General features: G+C 41.2%; 15 protein-coding genes and 1 riboswitch. Of the genes, 3 read left to right on the forward strand and 12 right to left on the reverse strand.

The genetic code is table 11. The features are described 5' to 3' along the window. Positions 1-21: 21 nt before the first annotated feature. The 3 genes from K5J94_RS08420 to K5J94_RS08430 form a co-directional block, all read right to left on the reverse strand. Positions 22-2,313 (reverse strand): DNA internalization-related competence protein ComEC/Rec2, encoded by a 2,292-nt coding sequence (locus K5J94_RS08420; protein ID WP_221912918.1) that lies wholly within the window; start codon positions 2,311-2,313, stop codon positions 22-24. Then, positions 2,294-2,974 (reverse strand): ComEA family DNA-binding protein, encoded by a 681-nt coding sequence (locus K5J94_RS08425; protein ID WP_221912920.1) that lies wholly within the window; start codon positions 2,972-2,974, stop codon positions 2,294-2,296. Before K5J94_RS08425 ends, K5J94_RS08420 begins: the two co-directional genes overlap by 20 nt. Before the next feature lie 63 nt (positions 2,975-3,037). Continuing rightward, positions 3,038-3,775, reverse strand: coding sequence for a lysophospholipid acyltransferase family protein (locus K5J94_RS08430; RefSeq protein ID WP_167547758.1), 738 nt, complete (start codon positions 3,773-3,775; stop codon positions 3,038-3,040). A 119-nt stretch (positions 3,776-3,894) separates the two neighbouring features. Between K5J94_RS08430 and K5J94_RS08435 the strand changes: the two genes are divergently transcribed. Together K5J94_RS08435 and K5J94_RS08440 are read left to right on the forward strand one after the other, a co-directional pair. Beyond that, positions 3,895-4,668, forward strand: a complete 774-nt coding sequence (locus K5J94_RS08435) for a tRNA1(Val) (adenine(37)-N6)-methyltransferase (protein ID WP_408022830.1) — start codon at positions 3,895-3,897, stop codon at positions 4,666-4,668. After that, positions 4,661-4,927, forward strand: a complete 267-nt coding sequence (locus K5J94_RS08440) for a GIY-YIG nuclease family protein (RefSeq protein WP_159543693.1) — start codon at positions 4,661-4,663, stop codon at positions 4,925-4,927. The genes K5J94_RS08435 and K5J94_RS08440 overlap by 8 nt, the downstream gene beginning before the upstream one ends. 194 nt (positions 4,928-5,121) lie before the next feature. Here K5J94_RS08440 and K5J94_RS08445 read toward each other — a convergent pair whose 3' ends face one another. The 6 genes from K5J94_RS08445 to K5J94_RS08470 all read right to left on the reverse strand — a co-directional run bounded on the left by K5J94_RS08445 (position 5,122) and on the right by K5J94_RS08470 (position 14,460). Next, positions 5,122-7,134 (reverse strand): KUP/HAK/KT family potassium transporter, encoded by a 2,013-nt coding sequence (locus K5J94_RS08445; RefSeq protein WP_159559730.1) that lies wholly within the window; start codon positions 7,132-7,134, stop codon positions 5,122-5,124. Positions 7,135-7,255: 121 nt separating this feature from the next. Beyond that, a complete protein-coding gene (locus K5J94_RS08450) occupies positions 7,256-8,860 on the reverse strand; it encodes a DEAD/DEAH box helicase (RefSeq protein ID WP_159563981.1) in 1,605 nt (534 codons plus the stop codon). A 406-nt stretch (positions 8,861-9,266) separates the two neighbouring features. Further along, entirely contained in the window at positions 9,267-9,971 is a 705-nt protein-coding gene (locus K5J94_RS08455) for a DUF6287 domain-containing protein (RefSeq protein ID WP_221912923.1), read from the reverse strand. A 374-nt stretch (positions 9,972-10,345) separates the two neighbouring features. After that, positions 10,346-11,890 carry a peptide chain release factor 3 gene (locus tag K5J94_RS08460; RefSeq protein ID WP_159559736.1) on the reverse strand — a complete coding sequence of 515 codons (1,545 nt, stop codon included), beginning with the start codon at positions 11,888-11,890 and terminating at the stop codon, positions 10,346-10,348. 418 nt (positions 11,891-12,308) lie between these two features. After that, on the reverse strand, positions 12,309-13,001 hold the full coding sequence (locus K5J94_RS08465; RefSeq protein ID WP_159543683.1) for a TMEM164-related integral membrane acyltransferase: 693 nt from the start codon (positions 12,999-13,001) through the stop codon (positions 12,309-12,311). 97 nt (positions 13,002-13,098) lie between these two features. Further along, positions 13,099-14,460: a UDP-N-acetylmuramoyl-tripeptide--D-alanyl-D-alanine ligase gene (locus K5J94_RS08470; protein WP_221912925.1), complete on the reverse strand. Its 1,362-nt coding sequence runs from the start codon at positions 14,458-14,460 to the stop codon at positions 13,099-13,101. A 133-nt stretch (positions 14,461-14,593) separates the two neighbouring features. Continuing rightward, positions 14,594-14,684, forward strand: a riboswitch (THF riboswitch). A gap of 37 nt (positions 14,685-14,721) precedes the next feature. Here K5J94_RS08470 and K5J94_RS08475 point away from each other — a divergent pair. Next, positions 14,722-15,282, forward strand: a complete 561-nt coding sequence (locus K5J94_RS08475; RefSeq protein WP_159563977.1) for a folate family ECF transporter S component — start codon at positions 14,722-14,724, stop codon at positions 15,280-15,282. Between the two features lie 34 nt (positions 15,283-15,316). On the opposite strand, the gene K5J94_RS08480 is transcribed toward K5J94_RS08475, so the two are convergent. From K5J94_RS08480 to pbp2b, 3 genes are all read right to left on the reverse strand, one after another. Continuing rightward, positions 15,317-16,363, reverse strand: a complete 1,047-nt coding sequence (locus K5J94_RS08480) for a D-alanine--D-alanine ligase (RefSeq protein ID WP_221912926.1) — start codon at positions 16,361-16,363, stop codon at positions 15,317-15,319. 190 nt (positions 16,364-16,553) lie between these two features. Then, positions 16,554-17,150, reverse strand: a complete 597-nt coding sequence (gene recR / locus K5J94_RS08485) for a recombination mediator RecR (protein WP_159543675.1) — start codon at positions 17,148-17,150, stop codon at positions 16,554-16,556. Positions 17,151-17,162: 12 nt separating this feature from the next. Beyond that, positions 17,163-19,250: a penicillin-binding protein PBP2B gene (gene pbp2b / locus K5J94_RS08490; protein ID WP_408022831.1), complete on the reverse strand. Its 2,088-nt coding sequence runs from the start codon at positions 19,248-19,250 to the stop codon at positions 17,163-17,165. Between the last annotated feature and the right edge of the window lie 4 nt (positions 19,251-19,254).

Here is a 19,254-nt window from a genome sequence, read left to right on the forward strand (position 1 = left end):
ATACCATCTTCTTCGTAAATACTAGTCATCTTTATGCATTTTTCGAGTGGTACTAATATGCCAGTTGCGCCAGCCTTTCAAAAGAATCGCCCCATCTTTGTCGGTACGATAAACAGTCATCTTTTGCTTTTTGTAACGCTCTAGCGTTTGAGGATGCGGGTGCTTAAAATGATTGTTTTGGCCAGCTGAAATCAAGACTGTTTTTGCCTGGATTTGCTTGAGAAAAGCTTCTGTTGATGAACCCTTGGAGCCATGATGAGGCGCTTTTAAGATGTCTACCTTTAAAGAAGGGTAATGTTCTTGTAAGGCAGCCTCGGCCTCTTCTTCAATATCTCCTGTAAACAAAAAACGTTGATTCAGTAAGTGTCCATATAAGACCAAGGAGTCATTATTTTTTCCATCACCAGCTTGAAAGGGATAAAGGGTTACCAGATGAGAACCCATTATCGGGATTTTGTCACCAACTTTTAAAATTTTGACCTTGAGTTTGAATTTCTGCAATTGTTGAGCAAACTGTCTATTGCTAAGGCTGCCTGGGCTAACCAAGACTTCCTTGATCTTAAAATGTTGATGTACCCAAGGCAAATCACCACGATGATCAAAGTCAGCATGTGTAATAATGAGCTGATCAATGGTACGAATACCCTTACTCTTTAGGTAGGGAATCAAGGTTCGCTCAGCATTAGCTTTTGTATGTCGCTTACGCCATGCGGCTTCCTTAGGTGGGCTAGGATAACCGCCAACATCAATTAAAATTGTCTTTTGGTACATATCTCTTAACAAAATGCTATCACCCTGACCCACATCGACAATAGTGATTTCATTATAGACGGCTTGGCCCATTCCCCAAAAAAGAGCAAATACTATAGTAAGACTAGCAACTAGTCGTGATGTCTTCTTTCGAAAATCATAAGCCACCGCTATCATTAAAAGCAACAGGACCAAGAGCCAAACACAGGGACTACCAAAAGTCATTTGGGTAAAAAGACACTCAGCTAATAAATGAATTCCTCTTTCTAGCTGATGAAGCACTGCATTTATAGTATGATTGATAGGATTTAGAAGCTTCGCCAATACTTGTGTGCAGCAAAAAGCCAAGCACAAATAAGGGAGCAAGAATAGATCAAAAAAGAGGCCAAAAATGAAAGTTAGTGGAATGGCAAGCGGGTTAAATGTTGAAAAATGAAATAAGATGATTGGAATAACAGCTAAAGACACTGCTAAACATTGAAACACCGCTCGCTTTTTACCGCTCAGCTCATCAAAGGTCATTACTATCAGCATAAAGGTATAGCTAAAACTGAGTTGGCCACCAATGGTCGCTAGAAAAAAGGGTTGCAAGAAAAACATTATCAAAAAGGTAAGCGCTAGATTATCTAGTCCTCGCACGCGAAATTGTGATAGACTGTTTTGGATCAGACTTCGTAAGACCGAAATACTATAACCTGTCATTCCAGCATACATCACAGAAAAAATCAGTTCACAATAAGGGATAATTTCTAAGGGTAGCTGTAAACCAAGCATGACTTTACGAAATGACCGCATGAAAAAACCAACTTGCATACCAGATAGGGCAAACAAATGGATAATCCCCAATTGGCTATAGAGATCAGCCATTTCTGAAAAATCCTTATCCAAATACCCAAATAAGAGTCCTGTCATGTAATGTGATAATGGTTTTGGAAATGACGTCTGAGCATAAACGATTGCTTTTCGGCGCCAAACTGCAAGGTACTCGGTCAATCGCTGTGGCTGGCACATCGCTGTCACTCTGAGATGTTTGGGTGCAAGCAGGCCCTTTAATTGCTGATGGCGCAAGTAAGCTTGGTAATCAAAACCTTTGGGATTTCGCCGCCCACTTGGCTGCTCCACAATGAAATCACCCTGTAACTGAACGATTGAGGTCAACTTCTGATAAAACCGTTGTTCTTTTTGACTTTGGAGGCGATAGGACAACCGATAGGCCTGACCTTTACTATGAACCACTCCTGTCATTAAGTCACCATCAATGGTAATGGAATCAGGATTCAGAGTTACCTGGGCTAAATCAACATTTCTTGCTGATGGCTCTACCTGAACTTTACTAAACTGCCAAAAGAACCAGCAACTAAAAATAAGCAAACAGCCTCCGGTAAAAAGAAGTTTTTGCCAGCAATATTGGCGCGCTAATTGAAGAAAAACAAGGCCCCAAATAATCAACCAATACCCTTCAAAGGCTTGAAAGAAAGTGTGGAAGGTAAAATAAAGTAACAAAACTAAAAACGCCAAATGAACGGGTTTGATACAATAAGCCTTAATCAATCGTAATCTCATCTTTTAGTTTTTCAATCATCTTAGGTCCGATACCTGATACTTTTTTTAAATCTTCTAACTTGTTAAAACCTCCCAGCTGTTCTCGCACAGTAAGTATCTCTTGAGCCCGCTTTTCACCTACTCCTGGTATTTGGATCAAATCTGCTAATGTGGCTTGATTGATATTAATCGCTTGCCTTGAGGCCCGAGAAGAGGGTCCTTGGGCTGCCTCTTGTGCTTGACTAACCGTCACAGGAGCCTTGTGGTCACTCTTTCGAGCAATATAAACCACCGACTCATCGGTTAACTTGATAGCAAAGTTCACTGCATTTCGATCAACATCCTCTGTTAGACCACCCGCTAAAGCAATAGCATCTGTTAAACGACTGCCCTTTGCTAACTGATAAACCCCCTCTTTTTTGACCGCGCCTTTCACATCTACTACGATGTCTTCTGTTTTTTTAGTGTCTTGTTCTTGGCTAGTAGTGTCTGGTGAACTCTGACTGGTAAAGCTGAATTCAGCTGGCGAAGCCGGCTTGGAGCTTGCTGATCGATGACAGCTAGTGACACTAACAAGAAGCATGAGCACTAAAAGTAATAGTAAAAAAGCCATGAGTAGATAGGGTCTACGTGATGGCAGCGTGGTAATTACTGTTAGCTTTTGTTTTATCTGATTGAACATCTCGTCTCCTTTCATTGTATTATTCGAAAAAAGCCAACAAAAAAATGCCCTTGTAGACATTTTTTAATGATGTTTATCAGGATCCCAGACAAAACTTGCCAGATAACTAAAAATCATAGTTAAAAGCACCACCACAAGCAAGAGCAAGCCTAGAGGAATACGATAAAGATAAGTCAGGATATTCAGGCGTTTACCTGGCTGGTAGGCTGATGTTTCTTGATCTAGCCTTGTAAAGGCTGCTTGTATTCGCCGTGATACTTCTTGGATCCCCTCATCATCCATCCGTTTAATATCAGAAACATCAATAGCTTGACCAAAGTTCATATCCACCCGTTCGCCTTTAAGAAGGCCTTTAAGGGTACGTGGTCCAGCGTAGGTTGCGGGCATAATCTTAACTTTTGCCATCTTGGCAATAACAGCTACCCCTCCCTTGAGTTCATTTGAATGACGACTCCCACTTGGAAAAAGAACCAAGGATTTATCGGCTTTTTTCAACATATTAACAGGATACCTGATGGCATCCGAACCAGGCTTATCCCGATCAATCGGAAAGGCTCCACACATTTTAATCCACCAAGCAAATAACCGGTTCTGAAACAACTCTTTTTTGGCCATAAAGATAAATTGCTTAGGACGGGCAGCAAAGGCCATATAGACAGGGTCCCAGAAGGTTCGGTGAGGAGCCACTAAAATGTAATTTTCCTCCACAGGCAAGATGCGATCTTGATGATGATAATGGGCATTGCCGTTAGCTACCCATAACAGTGCCATAACAAGGCTTCTTAAATAAGCATAAAACACAGGCATTCTCCTTCATAAATATCTTATTTATTGTACCATGATTACGACTAATAGCAAAGCCTGAGTAAGCATTGGGAGAAGACTGTCAGCAGACTCAGAATTTTGCTATAATAATTATTATGAATATAACTCTCAAAGACGGGGAACGAATTGATCAGCTGTTCTCTAGCGATGTCAAAATTATCCAAAACAAGGATGTCTTTAGTTACTCCATTGATAGTGTTTTACTATCACGCTTTCCACGCATCCCAAGCAAAGGGCTTATCGTTGATTTGTGCGCAGGTAACGGTGCAGTCGGCCTGTTTGCAAGTACACAAACCAAAGCAAAGCTTATTGGAATCGAACTGCAAGAGCGCCTAGCAGATATGGCCAAGCGCTCCATTAGCCTGAACCACTTAGAGGAACAAGTTACAATGGTTCAGGATGATTTGAAGAACTTACTAACGCATGTTCCCCGTTCAGGCGTTGACCTTATTTTCTGTAATCCGCCCTATTTTAAAGCGACAGAGACGTCACGTAAGAATGTTTCTGAGCATTATCTGCTGGCGCGGCACGAAATCACAACCAATCTAGAAGAGATCTGCCAAATTAGTCAACACGCCCTCAAATCGAACGGCCGTCTGGCCATGGTGCATCGTCCAGATCGATTTATTGAGATTATTGATTGCTTGCGCAAATACAAGCTCGCCCCAAAACGTATCCAATTTGTCTATCCAAAAGCTCAGCGTCAAGCTAATCTACTACTCATCGAAGCTATTAAAGACGGCTCCATTGAGGGGATGCAGGTGTTAGCACCGCTTATTGTCCACCAAGATAATGGGGACTATACCGATACCATTTTTGAGATTTATTTTGGTCAAAAACCAACAAGCAAGGACGGCCCGCATGAGTAAACAGCAAGCCTACATGTATGTTTTAGAATGCGCAGACCACACCTTATACACTGGTTACACCACTGATGTCCAAAAACGCCTCAAAGCACATAATGCGGGTAAGGGGGCTAAGTACACACGCCATAGGCGGCCAGTCGTTCTTCGATATGTCGAAGCTTTTCCCAGTAAGCAAGCAGCCATGAGTGCTGAGAGCTATTTTAAACAAAAAAGTCGACAAGAAAAATTAGCTTATATTGCAAGGCAGCAAACAAAACCCTAACCCTATTTATCGATATGGCTAATTTTTAACAGCTTGGCTAAGTGCAAAAGAGAACACCTGCCTACCTAGCTTCATTGGTTAGCGCAGCCTTATCAGGCCTTAGGCCTTGCTTAGCGATATTAAGCATCCGTCAAAAAAAGAGTGAGACAAAGCACATGAACTGCCTGTAGTCCTTGTGGTTTTGCCTCACTTTGTTATTTTTTAGCACTGGTATCACTTTCGATAGCAGGAACGTATTCTTTAATAGGTAATTTCAAAATATCCGATAAAATGAGGGGCACAACCTCAACGGCGACTTCTGAATACTGTAAGCCAAACCAGCGCATTGGTGTGGCTGTAAAGTGTTTAATGCTTGCTTTGGTTTGCATAATGAATCGCTCAAATCCGCTGAGCTTTCGGGCGTTGGAGACGCGTTCTTCGATAATCACAAATTTAAAATCTCCAACCGTTCGACCAGGGGTGATGGAGTAATCTTGAACTTGCTTGGGTAAACGACCACTTTCCATTAGGTCTTGAACAATGGTGCGCAGATAACGAGGGACAGACTGGGGCATCCTAAAGCCTAAAAAGAGCTCTACTTTAACCATATAGTCGGTTCCTAGCATATCAATTTTATATTTGGCCGTATAGGGTTCATCTGTTACTTTGACATTAACAAACCAGTAAACTTGTGCGCGTTTAGGCCGCTTATCCAAAATAGAGTAAAGAATGGAACGATCAATTAAATTATCCCGAATGCGGTTTGTTAGGTAGACAACATTGGTTTGGTAAAAATCAATCCGCTCATCATCACGCAAGGCCTTGATCTGATCTTTATAATCCATTAAATCAAGAGATTTCACATACTTGAAAACAATACGCGTTCCTTGATGCCAGATAAACATTAAAAAGATAATCGCAAGTGCAATCAAGACAACAACATAACCGCCACGTAAAAATTTGACCGCGGAAGCCCAGAAGAAAATAAACTCAATCAGGGCAAAAAAAGACATGAGCAGGTGGGCTAAGATGGAACTGGTACCCCTTTTAATTAAGAAGTAATTAAGCAAAACAGTCGTCATCAGCATGGTAATAGTGATCGCTAAGCCATAGGCTGCTTCCATATGTTCCGAACTACGAAAATACAGCACTGTGCTAGATGTAATCAGAAAAAGTGCCCAGTTAATCACCGGTATATAGAGTTGCCCTAAATTAGCCCCCGGATAGGTGACCCGAAATAGTGGGAAGATTTTCAAGCGCATAGCCTCAGACACGAGGGTAAAAGAGCCCGTTATTAAAGCCTGCGAGGCAATGATAGCTGCCAGAGTTGCCAAAATAACTGCATAGACGCGAAAGTTTTCAGGAACACTGGCAAAAAAAGGATTAAGGTCAATCCCACTATGCTTATTAGCTAAAATCCAAGCGCCTTGTCCACAGTAAGATAAAAGGATGCAAGCCTTGACAAAAGGCCAGCTCACATAAATGTTACTCCGCCCAACATGACCCATATCAGAGTACAGGGCTTCTGCACCTGTCGTTGCCAAAAAGATTGAGCCTAGAATAAAAATACCACGATGATTTTCCGGACTAAGAAGCAAATGAATGGCATAATAAGGGTTAATGGCCTTAAAAATAGCGAGATGGCCAAAACTATTAAAAAGACCCGTCAGACCAAGGAAACTAAACCAGATAAACATGACCGGGCCAAATAATTTGCCAATAAAGCCCGTGCCAAACCGCTGAATACCAAAGAGCGTCAAAAGTATGAGCAAAGTGGTGACAATCACATTGGTTTGATTTTGATAAATGGCACTAATGCCCGGTACAGCCTTTAAACCCTCAATAGCTGAAGTTACTGTCATTGCTGGTGTCAGTGCTCCATCTGACAAAAGGGTAGCGCCTCCAATCATGGCTGGAACGATTAGCCATGGTGACATTTTACGAACCAAAGTATAGAGCGAAAAGATCCCTCCTTCATGATGATTGTCAGCTTTTAGAGCTATCCAAACATATTTAATAGTCGTAATGAGTGTCAAAGTCCAGAAAATTAAAGAGACAGAACCTATAATAAAAGATTCTGACACCTGCCTTAATCCTCCTTGATTTTCCACTAACGATTGCATAGTATACAAGGGACTGGTCCCAATATCACCATAAACAATTCCAAGAGCAATAATAAAGCCTGCCTTTGTCGCTTTGTCAAAGGGCAGGTGATTGGCACTAGACATCCCAATCGTCCTCCTAGCCTAATTAAAAATTCCAAATTTGGATGAGACCATTATAACAGATTCTATTTTAAAAAGGAATAAATAGTAAAAAAGTTGAAATGCTTTCAACTTTTTTACTGTTTTATTCACCTTTATGGCGGATAACAAAGCCCTTATCTTTGCTTGAGGTCTGTTTATCTTTGTTATAGTAATCATTTGCATGGCGTTTTGCCTTGCGATTACCACCATTATCATGGCTGTCACGGCGATCACGCTGGTTGTAACGTTTTTCTCCGTCATGATAACCACGTTTACGATCATTTCGACGCTTGCCACGACCATAGCGATCTTTGTTTTGACGATTACGGCCACCCTTATTGGACTTATTGCCATGGCCACCACCAACATATTTAAATGGTAGCGGTTTTTCACGCGCAATCTCGACAGCTGGCAGGGAATCTGGATCCTGCACTGTTAAGCTAAGGATATAAAGAGCTAATTCTTCAGGGCTAAACTCAGCTGCTAATTGGACGGCATCGCCTTTGAATTTGTCGAAATTACTGCGAATTGTGTCATCTGCAAAATCACGTTCGATTTTTTGGAGGGCAACCTTTTTCTTAGCTTGAAAGGCTTCATTTGCAGTTGGTGGCTTTAAACCACGCATTTGCTTTTTCGTTAAATTTTCAATAATGGTCAAGTAACCCATTTCATTTGGCGAAACAAAGGTAATGGATTGGCCTGATTTTCCTGCACGACCAGTTCGGCCAATGCGGTGAACATAGCTTTCTGGATCTTGTGGAATATCATAATTGTAGACATGAGTAACACCAGAAATATCCAAACCACGCGCGGCAACGTCAGTGGCAACGAGAATATCAATCTGGTCATTTTTAAAATCACGAATCACACGAAGGCGTTTATTTTGGTCTAAATCTCCATGAATGCCTTCGGCACGAAAACCTCGTAATTTCAAACCGCGCGTCAATTCATCCACACGCCGCTTTGTCCGACCAAACACAATCGAAAGCTCTGGTTGGTCAACATCCATCAAGCGGGTCATGGTATCAAATTTTTCTTGCTCCTTAACACGAATATAGAATTGTTCCACATTCACATTGGTCAATTCCTTAGCTTCAATCTTGACATGGTCAGGATTTTTCATAAATTTGACACCAATGCGTTTAATAGGCTCAGGCATGGTTGCTGAAAACAAAAGGGTTTGACGTTCTGTGGGAACCTCACTAATAATGGCCTCAATATCTTCTAAAAAGCCCATGTTAAGCATTTCATCAGCTTCGTCTAGAATCAGGGTTTCCACATGATCTAGCTTGAGCGCCTTGCGTTTGATGAGATCAAGTAGTCGGCCGGGCGTTCCCACAACAACATGAGCACCTGATTTTAGGGCCTTAATTTGTTTTTCAATTGAGGAACCACCATAGACAGAGCGGACCTTGACACCTTTTTGGCGACCAAAGCGAAAGAGTTCTTCTTGACTTTGCACCGCTAATTCACGTGTTGGTGCAATCACAAGCGCTTGGATTGTATTGCGTTCAATCACAATTTTATTTAAAGTTGGCAAACCAAAGGCCGCTGTTTTCCCCGTACCGGTTTGGGCTTGACCGATGACATCTTTTCCTTCTAGTGCTAGAGGGATGGTCATTTCCTGAATAGGAGATGCTTTTTCAAATCCTGCTGTTACAACAGCTGATTGGATGTCTTTTGATAAATTAAATTCTGTAAATTTCAATTGTTTCTCTTTTCTAAAAAGGCAGTGCGAAGCTGCCTTATAAACCTTTTAATAGTTGTCGTTCGATTAACAACCTATTTAGTGTAACATAATAAAAGCTAAAAAGATAGGAAATAAGCTATGTAAGGGTTTTAATATGCTTTTGCTTTGTTTTTTTATCCTATTAGCCCTGGCAAAACATCTGATTATCACAATACCTGCTTAATTAGTTTGCACCTTCGTTTAGGCTTTCTTTGAGTTCCTCCTCTTTGTACAAAAACACTAACCCTAATAAAGGATAAACAAAAGAAGGTCTTTTTGATGTTTTAATCCAGCATATCATTGTTAAGCAATCTCTATATCCCTTTTCTTGCTTCTTTTGGCTGATGTCCTTTCCTTGACTGGCTTTAGTTTTATTAAAAGCCTTTTATTGAACTCGGACATAGAGATGCTGCAGTTCTTCAGTACTTTGACCGACAAAAATGGTATCTCTTTCTAAGATAGTATTGGTATTTGGTACTGTCTGACCAGCAGGGGTCACAAAAAAGGCAGCTCCGATTGACTCTGCTCCTACACTACTAATACCGCCCTGATAAACGTTTTGGACATTAGTTGTGTTATGTGGCACAATCATTTGTTGGCCGAGTTCTTTGTCATTGCCATCACCAACTTGATAGGTGCTCACCTGGCCATTAGGATGGATAAGCAAGCCCTGACCCAAGTCATTTTGCCATTTACCAGCAATGCTTGAATAGTCACCCTTTAATAATGCTGAAATAGCAATGCTTGACTGAGAGTTACTCGGCGCTTGAGTAACAGCTTGACTAGCAGCCTGCTTTTGTCCTTGAACGGGAGCTGCAGCAACCGAGGCCTGTATACTTGCTTTGGAGGACTGATCAGCTGGCTGAGGTGAGGCTTTCCTTGGTGCTTTGCCCTTACTTGCCTTTGACGAATCAGAAGTCTGCGACTGCGACTCGTTTGAGTCACTTATGGACTTACTGTTCTTTTGAAAGTGATCAGCGGCTGATTTCGGCAATTTTGCTGGCTTTTGCTTGTGGCAACCAACTAAAGAAGAGCTAAGAGCCAAAATAAGCACAAAAGCAGTCATATATTTTGCTAATTTTTTAATCATAATTAACACAATCCTTTTATTTTTTTATTAGTATAGCATCACCAAAATATTTTTTCAATAGTTTTGTAATATTTTTGTAAACTTTATTACAAATATGACATTTTGGGCAGCTTTTTTAACCAATATGTTAAGCAAAAGTAACCGTACCTTCTCACAAGAATCGGCTCTTTAGTGTTTGTAGCAGATGACGTAGCCTTAAGCACAAGAATAGACTGAGATGGGCCTGAGGCTTACCTGGTGATCCTAGTTGTTCGCCAACCCTCAAGTGAGCCAATGTGCCAAAAAAGCCCAAAAGCTTTGTTCTAAGCTCTTGGGCGCATTAACCTATTATCTTATGTAAAACAAATGTTTTGCTGTCCACATGAGACAGGTTCTTACATTTTAGCTTCCAGAGTGACATCTGGATACTTATCTGCAAACCAACGTAAGGCAAAATCATTTTCAAAAAGGAAAACGGGTTGCTCAAAGCGATCGATGGCTAGGATATTACGACTTGAAGACATCCGCTGATCAAGATCTTCTTCTTTAATCCAACGGACTGTCTTTTTCCCCATCGGTGTCATCACCACTTCGGCATTGTATTCGCCTTCCATGCGGTGTTTAAACACTTCAAATTGGAGTTGTCCAACAGCACCCAACATGTACTCACCCGTCTGGTAATTCTTATAAAGCTGCACAGCTCCTTCTTGCACTAGCTGTTCCATCCCTTTATGGAAGGACTTTTGCTTCATGACATTTTTAGGAGAAACCTTCATAAACAATTCCGGCGTAAAGGTCGGTAGTGGTTCAAACTCAAATTTGTGCTTACCGACGGTTAAAGTATCACCAACTTGATAAGTTCCCGTATCATAAACCCCAATAATATCTCCGGCCACCGCATTTTGCACATTTTCGCGCGCCTCGGCCATAAATTGTGTAACATTGGATAACTTCGCTCCCTTGCCAGTTCGGGTCAAGTTAACAGCCATGCCTTTTTGAAATTCGCCCGAAACAATCCGCACAAAAGCAATCCGGTCCCTGTGACGTGGATCCATGTTAGCCTGAATCTTAAAGACAAAGCCTGAAAAATCTTTTGCAAAAGGATCAATCAGCTGACCATCACTTGTCTGATGACCATGGGGCTCAGGTGCAAATTCTAAGAAGGTATCTAAAAAGGTTTGCACACCAAAATTAGTTAAAGCTGAGCCAAAGAAAACTGGTGTGAGCTGGCCTTTGGTAACGGCTTGGGCTGAAAAATGATTGCCTGCTTCTTCTAAGAGTTCAATATCTTCAAGGGCTTGATTGTAAAAAGGGTTACTGGCAAATAAACGCGCACCGGCTTCCAAGGAAGCAAAACGCTCTTTCCCTTTATAGAGTTCTAATCGTTGATTATGTAAATCGTATAAGCCCTCAAAGGCTCTTCCCATCCCAATGGGCCAGTTCATCGGATAGGCCGCAATGCCTAAAATGTCTTCTAATTCTTGCAAGAGTTCCAGCGGTTCTCGGCCATCGCGGTCTAACTTATTAATAAAGGTAAATACTGGGATATTGCGATGCTTAACCACCTCGAAAAGTTTCTTGGTTTGAGCTTCAATCCCCTTGGCTGAATCCACCACCATGACAGCAGCGTCAACAGCCATCAAAGTTCGATAGGTATCTTCTGAGAAGTCCTCATGGCCTGGCGTATCTAAAATATTCACACGCTTACCAGCATAATCAAACTGCATCACAGAGGAGGTCACTGAGATACCCCGTTGCTTTTCAATATCCATCCAATCTGATTTGGCGAAGGTTCCAGTTTTTTTCCCTTTAACCGTACCGGCTTCACGAATCTCGCCTCCAAAATAAAGCAATTGTTCGGTAATGGTTGTCTTCCCCGCGTCCGGGTGACTGATGATGGCAAATGTTCGCCGCTTTTGAATTTCTTCTTGTAATGTCATAATCTTTCCTTCATTAGTGTGACTTAATAGCATGTTGAACGAATCATTCTAGTTACATTGGACTATTTTCTCCTCAAAAACATAAAAGGGAGTGGGTCAAAAGTCGGTTTGCGTTAAAGCGACTTTCACTCACTTCCTTATTTAAAGGTTGGCTTAAAACAAGGTAGACAAGCAGCTTTTTTCCCATCTCTAGACCAGTATTCATCAAAGATCAGCCGATTACTAGCTTGGTTTATAAGAGATTAGTATCAGATGGTACCTTATTGATTTTTTCTAACCTATCCTTTTGTTGTGCTCACTAGAGAATCAAAGCGATAGATGCCCTAAGCCTAAGTAGGTCTTGATTCTCATAAGAGCTTGAAAGTAACTTTCCAGCTTTTTTATTATAGCTAATTTTAAAGGCTTTCGCAATATAGGCCTACTTACTCAATAGAAGTGTTTTATCTTGTGATAGGTAAATGAGCTTAAGCCAAATCAATTCAACCAGCTTTGCAATTAAGACAAGAACTCCTGTTACCAAAAGGAAATTGACAGGGACAAAGTGGGTATGGATGATTGGCGGGTCAGCTAAAAAGCCATAGTTACCACCTGTCACAGTATTGACCGCTACAATCAAAGCATTAATCACAGCTAAACGCGTCAGACAGTAGTGCAGACTGGTTTTAGCTGGCTGATAATACTGAAAGAGATAAATCATCGCATTCACTAAAAGCATATAATGTCCCAGATAAAAAGCTACATTGGAAACATGGAATAAGGGATAAGGATAAAAATCTGGACAACACAAGGCAAGCAATGAGCCTGCCACTCCTAACAGCATAAACAACTGTTTGAGGCGGCTTTTATCAGGAAAGAAAAAAATAGCCAGCATCCCAATACGACAATGATAAAGGGGGAGAGCTTCACTTAAGGGAAAGCCCTTGAGAGCAAACCAACCATAAAGGGCGAGCAATTGTGAAAATTGTAAGATTAAAAAACAAGCTCGATAATAGCGATTATGATGGTAACGCCAAGTCATTAAAATCAATAAAGGGGCCATCAAAAGCGTACTAATGTAGAACGCTACTGATGGCTGTGGAAAACTTCCCGGGGCAATATTAAAAAAATCCATAGCATTCCTTTCTCGTTTTTTCATTATACCCTAACCCCAATGAGAGGACAAGATGCAAAAAATAATTCCAAAAGAAAATGTATGAATTTTCACTCAGTTATAGTAATTGTTCTAAAATGCGCTCTAACTGCATAGAATGGCTACCTTTTAATAAAAGATGATCATCTGCTTGGAGCAAGTGTTCTAAACAAGCCATCATTTCTCTAAATTGGTCCTCCTCTGCTGTCTTTTTAAAATAATAAACATGACCAAGAGGGAACAGTTGGCTTGCCAACTGAGCTAGCTCAGAAATATCAGAGCCATAACAAATTAGGTAGTCCAAATGCTCAGGCTCAAGACTGGTAATGAGTTGAGAATGCATCGCTATTGAGTCAGAGCCCAGCTCTTTCATATCAGCTAATAAAGCAATCTTACGCCCCTGACCTGCTGGTTCAATCTTTGTGAAGGTTTCTAAGATAAGTCGCATCGCAGTGGGGTTAGCATTGTAAATATCAGATAAGATGGAAACGCCATTTGAAGTGTACTTCCATTCCGTACGATTCTTGGTCAGTTGGATGTGTTCTAAAGCGTCAATAATGTCTTCATCAGCAACTGCTAAAAGCTTACCAACATAGCTTGCAACCATTGCATTAGTAGCATTGTATTTCCCAGTCAATGGCAAATGAACAGGCCGTGGCAAAATGTTTGTCTTAAAAATCAAGGAGTCTTTTGCTTCTTGAATTGTTTCAACAAAGATTTCCTGGCCAGCACCAAAACGGATGACCATCTGGTTTTCAGGCAAATAAGGATCAATGATTGGGTCTTCTGGAGCAATCAAGATCCCATGAGAATCCATCCCATCTGTAATTTGCATTTTACCTTGGGCAATCCTTTCGCGGCTGCCAAAAAATTCCAGATGTGCTTCGCCGATCAAGGTTACAACGGCAATATGAGGTTTAGCAATCTCAGATAAAAGATGAATATCACCCATACGGTCTTGCCCCATCTCAAGAACAATCTTTTCTGTCTCTGCTGGCATGTGCATGATAGTATAAGGCAAGCCGATTTCATTATTATAATTTCCTTGGGTTTGGTAGGTTTTATAGGTCGTTGCTAAGATGGATGCAATCATATCCTTGGTGCTTGTTTTACCATTTGAGCCGGTTACGGCTATCACATCCACTCGTTTTCGCTCAAGGTAGTAGCTGGCTAACTGTTGGAAGGCCTTTAGGCAATCCTTTACTAAAATATAGGTATGACCTGGCACTGGTTTTTCTGAAAAAGTCGCAACAGCGCCTTTTTCAAAAGCTTGGGCAATGAAATCATGTCCATCACGCTGCCCTTTTAAAGGAAGAAAGAAATCTCCTGGTGTAATCTTACGACTATCAAATTCAATGTTTTTCAGCGGAACGTCATCAAATTCGGAAACTGAATTTTGGGCCTCCACCACACGTGCTATTTCATGTAATGTTAATTTCATATACTATCCTTTTTCAACGCTATCTGTAGTGATTCTTCTTCATTATAACACATTTTCCCCATTTCAACTCCTTCTTTTCAATGGTGAAATTTATGTTACAATAAACAGTGGAGTTTAGTTTAAAACTAACTCCAACAGAGTAAGTGATTTGCGTTAAGTGTGCATGAATGGGATGTCGTCATGCAACGAAACTTTAGGTGCGATAAATCACTGCATCCGCTGTTACCGATTAACAGCTCCACTAATTAAAAAGGAGTAACTATGACACATTTTATGAAATTACCGACCATGACTGTGCAACGTCTCGTCACGCTTGCTATGCTAGTAGCTTTGGCCATTGTAGTGGGAAAATTTTCCATTCCCATTATTCCCCAACAGTTAGTGGTCTCATTTGTTTTTATTGTTAATATCGTTATTGGGATGATTGCTGGGCCACTTTGGGCTTTCTTAAGTTTTGCCCTCATTGATGTGGTTGACAATCTCACCAGCGGTTCAAGCAATTTTATCATCTGGTGGACATTGATGGAAGCCACACAAGGATTTTTCTATGGCTGGTTTTTCTATCATAAACCCTTATCTATCAATCGTAAAAAAGACTGGCTCTATGTTTCAGTGGCAACCATTTTAATCATGCTGATTGGGACCTTTATTTTTACGCCCTTATTAATCCAGATTTACTATCATGTGCCCTTTTGGGCTCAATTTGCAGCAGGTCGGTGGCTAAAAATCTTTGAAATCCCGATTCGTGTGCTTGTCACTATGCTCGTCGTGCCAGCTCTGCAAAATATTCCCGAAGTGAAAAAACTATCTGATCTCAACTAAAAAATAGAGTGACATCCCACTCTATTTTTCTTTTTTAAATTAAATGGCTCTCACGACCAGCAAACATTTCCTTAGCTAGCGCGACTAATTGGCTAATCAAGTCACTGTAACTAAGACCCATATGTTCCCATAGCAAGGGATACATGGACCACTGGGTAAAGCCAGGCATGGTATTTAACTCATTGAGATAGATCTGACCATCTGTGGTTAAGAAAAAATCACACCGAGCAAGGCCACAGCCGCCCAGGGCTTGAAAGGCCAGGCGGGCGTAGTGCCGCATTTGTTCAGCACTATCAGCTGGTAGCTGGGCTGGAATTGCCATGGTAATCTGATTGTCAATGTATTTGGCCTGATAATCATAAAAGGCTACGTCTTTAACAATCTCGCCTGGTAGAGTCGTTTGGATGTCACTATTTCCCAGTAAACCAACTTCTACTTCGCGGGCATCAAGGCCTTGTTCAATTAAAATACGGCTATCATATGTTAAGGCCACTTGTATTGCTGCCACTAGCTCATCTTTATTCTCAGCTTTGGAAATGCCAACGGAAGAACCCATATTAGCTGGTTTGACAAATACAGGAAAATCCAATGTGGCCATCGTTTCTTGGATGCTTGCCTCTAGGGGCTGCCCTTCAATATAGACAGTATAGGCAACTTGTGGTACGCCAACTGATGCTAGCACGCGCTTAGTCGTGATTTTGTCCATAGCAACACTTGAGGTTAAGATATTTGTGCCCACATAGGGCATTTTGAGAATTTCAAGAAAACCCTGGATGGAACCATCTTCTCCCATTGGCCCATGTAAGATGGGAAAGACAACTGCATTTTTGTCATAAATATCACTTGGTTTAATAGCAAAAGCCTCGTCAATACTAGCATTTGTCATTAACTGCTCGGTCGAATCAGGCATTTGAGAAAAGGTTTGTGTCTTGTAAAAATCACCTGCTTGCGAAATAAAATAGGTCTGCACAACATACTTATCATAATCAATAGCCCGCATAATGCTTTGCGCTGATAAGACCGAAACCTCCCGTTCAGCAGAACGTCCGCCATACAATAAAATGATTGTTTCTTTTCCCATTGTCTTCTTCCCATTTCTGTATCAAAGTCAACTCATTATAACAAAAATTGCAGGGCATTTCAAAGTCAATACCAACTAAGGCGCTGCCGCTCATAATCAGTGCTAACCTGGCCTTTTGTTAATTACCGATGAGCACTCTCTTTTAGTAGCTAGCATCACTGTAAAATATTTTTGCGCTTTTTGTCGTATACTATAATTCTGTTCGGTTTTCAATGGCTCGTAAGAGCGTGACCTCATCAGCATACTCAATATCAGAGCCAACGGCTAAACCACGAGCTAAGCGGGTAACTTTAATACCAGCTGGCTTTAATACGCGGGAAATATACATAGAAGTGGCTTCACCATCTGCCGTTGCATTGGTGGCGACAATGACTTCTTCTACTTGGTTATCCATGAGGCGGGTAATCAAGGACTTAAGGTTAATATCATCAGGTCCAACACCGTTCATGGGTGAGATGAGGCCTTGCAAAACATGATAGAGGCCATGATATTCCTGAATCTTTTCCATAGCACTGACGTCCTTGGAGTCTTCAACCACTAAAATCAAGGATTTATCTCGGCTGGGATCTTGACAGATCGCACAGGGATCGTCATCGGTTAGATTTCCACAAACTGAGCAATAAGTCAGTTCGCGTTTTGCAGCCAAAAGATTTTTGGCAAAATCATTGACATCCTCATCACTCATACCAATCGTATAGAAGGCCAAACGAGTTGCCGTTTTAATACCAATGCCGGGTAATTTTGCATAGCTTTCGATTAATTTTGCAATTGGTGTTGGGTAAAGCACAAGCACCCTCCTTTATTTATTTGCATATTTGGTCATATAAAGATTAATAATGTCTTTAGCCATCAATTCATGTGCCTTAGCCAAGGCATCTGTCGTATGGGGGTACATAATAGCTACAGCTATTTGCGGATCCGCACTTGGCCCGTAAGCCACCACATTCAGGTTAAAGGTATCAATAGGGTTCCCTAAGTTATCCTTACTAGTAGTTTCAGCTGTCCCTGTTTTAGCACTGATAACTGTCGGTCCGCCTGCCAAATACTTACCTGTTGCATAAGGGCTAGAGCTATTGACCACTTGATAAAAACCTTCTTGAATGAGAGCCATATTTTCTGCGGGCAGGTTAACCTTATTGAGCAGGTGCGTGGCTTGCTCTTTGATTTTTTTACCCAACTTATCACTTCCATCATTCTGGTAGAAGGCTGCTACTAGGTGAGGCGCAAGCCGTTTTCCTCCATTAGCGACCGTAGCAGCATATTGGGCTAATTGCATGGGTGTGTAGTTATCATACTGGCCAAAGGCCTCTGTAATCACATTTGAAGCACTGTAATCTTTTGTTAGATATCCTTTTGACTCACCTGGTAAGTCAATGCCTGTTGCTGTTCCTAAGCCAAATTCAGCATAGGTGGCTCGCAGCTTATCCATGGTTTCTTTCGTCCCTTTCGTCATCAATGCCATGCCTGTATGGTATTCTTGGCCCATCATTTTTAAGGCAACCTGAACCATATAGGTATTGGATGAGTATTCAAGCGCTTGTACTGCGGTAATATTTTGCTGGCCAACTGTAAACCATGAATTAATAGGCTTGGAATTACCAAACTGAATGGGCTGGTCTGTTAACACCTGATTGCCATTAATAGCTTTTGTTTGCCAACCAGCAGCAAGGGTTGCTCCTTTGACCACAGAACCAGGTGTAAAGACATTGGTAATAGTCCCTAGAGCATTCTTTTGTAGGGCTCCTGTGCTTGGATTATGGTCTAAACCTACCATAGCCAAAATTGCCCCTGTTTTAGGATTGAGAGCCACAGCATAAGCCCCATCTGAATACCTAGCGATGCCTTTTGAGAGTTCTTCGTTAAAGCGTTGCGTAACGATAGCTTCCGCCTCGTTTTGGAAGTCAGTCGAAATGGTTAATTTAAGGTTTTGTCCGGCTTGTCCTTGGGCAATCACCTTATCTGAAACAACCTTATTCTCCTTGTTGGTTTTAATTTCTCTGATTTCATGCTGTCCTTGCAATTCTTTTTCATATGCTTTTTCCAGATAAGAGGTGCCAACACGATCATTTAAAGAATAGCCTCGCTTTAAATATTCCTGTGCCTCTTCCTGGGGTAAGCCTGCTTCTTGGCTTGATACCTTACCAATAATGGAAGCTAGGCTACTATCTGTGATGCGACGATTCCAATCACTTGAGACAGAAATTCCTGGTAATTTATCCTTATTAGCAACTAAGTAAGCAATTTCTTGTTCTGTTAGGGCCTTGGTCTTTAAAGATACAGTATTAAAGGTTGGCACATGATTCATCTGATTAAAGACAGCAATTATTTTTAATTCTTCGGTCGAATAGTTGAGGGCCTTTTTAGGAATCGCATGCAGTGCATGTTTATAAATCGTAGCTTCTGTGTGTTTATTGCCGAATTTGTCATATTTGTCAGAATGGGGCAAAGCCTTAACAACTTTTTGATAAGTCTCTGGATCAGCAAGGTAATAATCTTTTTGGGCTCTTAAAGAAACAGGCTGCTCAGAGTAACGCACATATTGCGACAAGTCCTTGGCCAAGGACTTAATCGTTTTTGCCGTGGCATCTTGACTGCGGGTAAAGGACACCACATCCAAAACCGCATTTGACACTAGCATTTTCCCCTGGCTATCATAGATTTTGCCGCGCGGTCTGGAACTTTTCACCCGATAAACCGTTGATGCCTGTAATTTTTTCATGTAAAAGGCATGATTAGTTATCTGCATGTAGGCTAAACGGACAAGCAAGATGGAAAATAGACTAACAATAATGAAAAACAGTAATAAAATGCGACGAAGGATATTAGGTTTCTTAACATCGTGCGCCTCGGTTACATGACTTGTTTTAATGGGTTTATCCTCCTTCACAGAC

The sequence above is a fragment of the Streptococcus halichoeri genome, from assembly GCF_019774635.1.
In the GTDB taxonomy this organism is placed as follows: Bacteria; Bacillota; Bacilli; order Lactobacillales; family Streptococcaceae; genus Streptococcus; species Streptococcus halichoeri.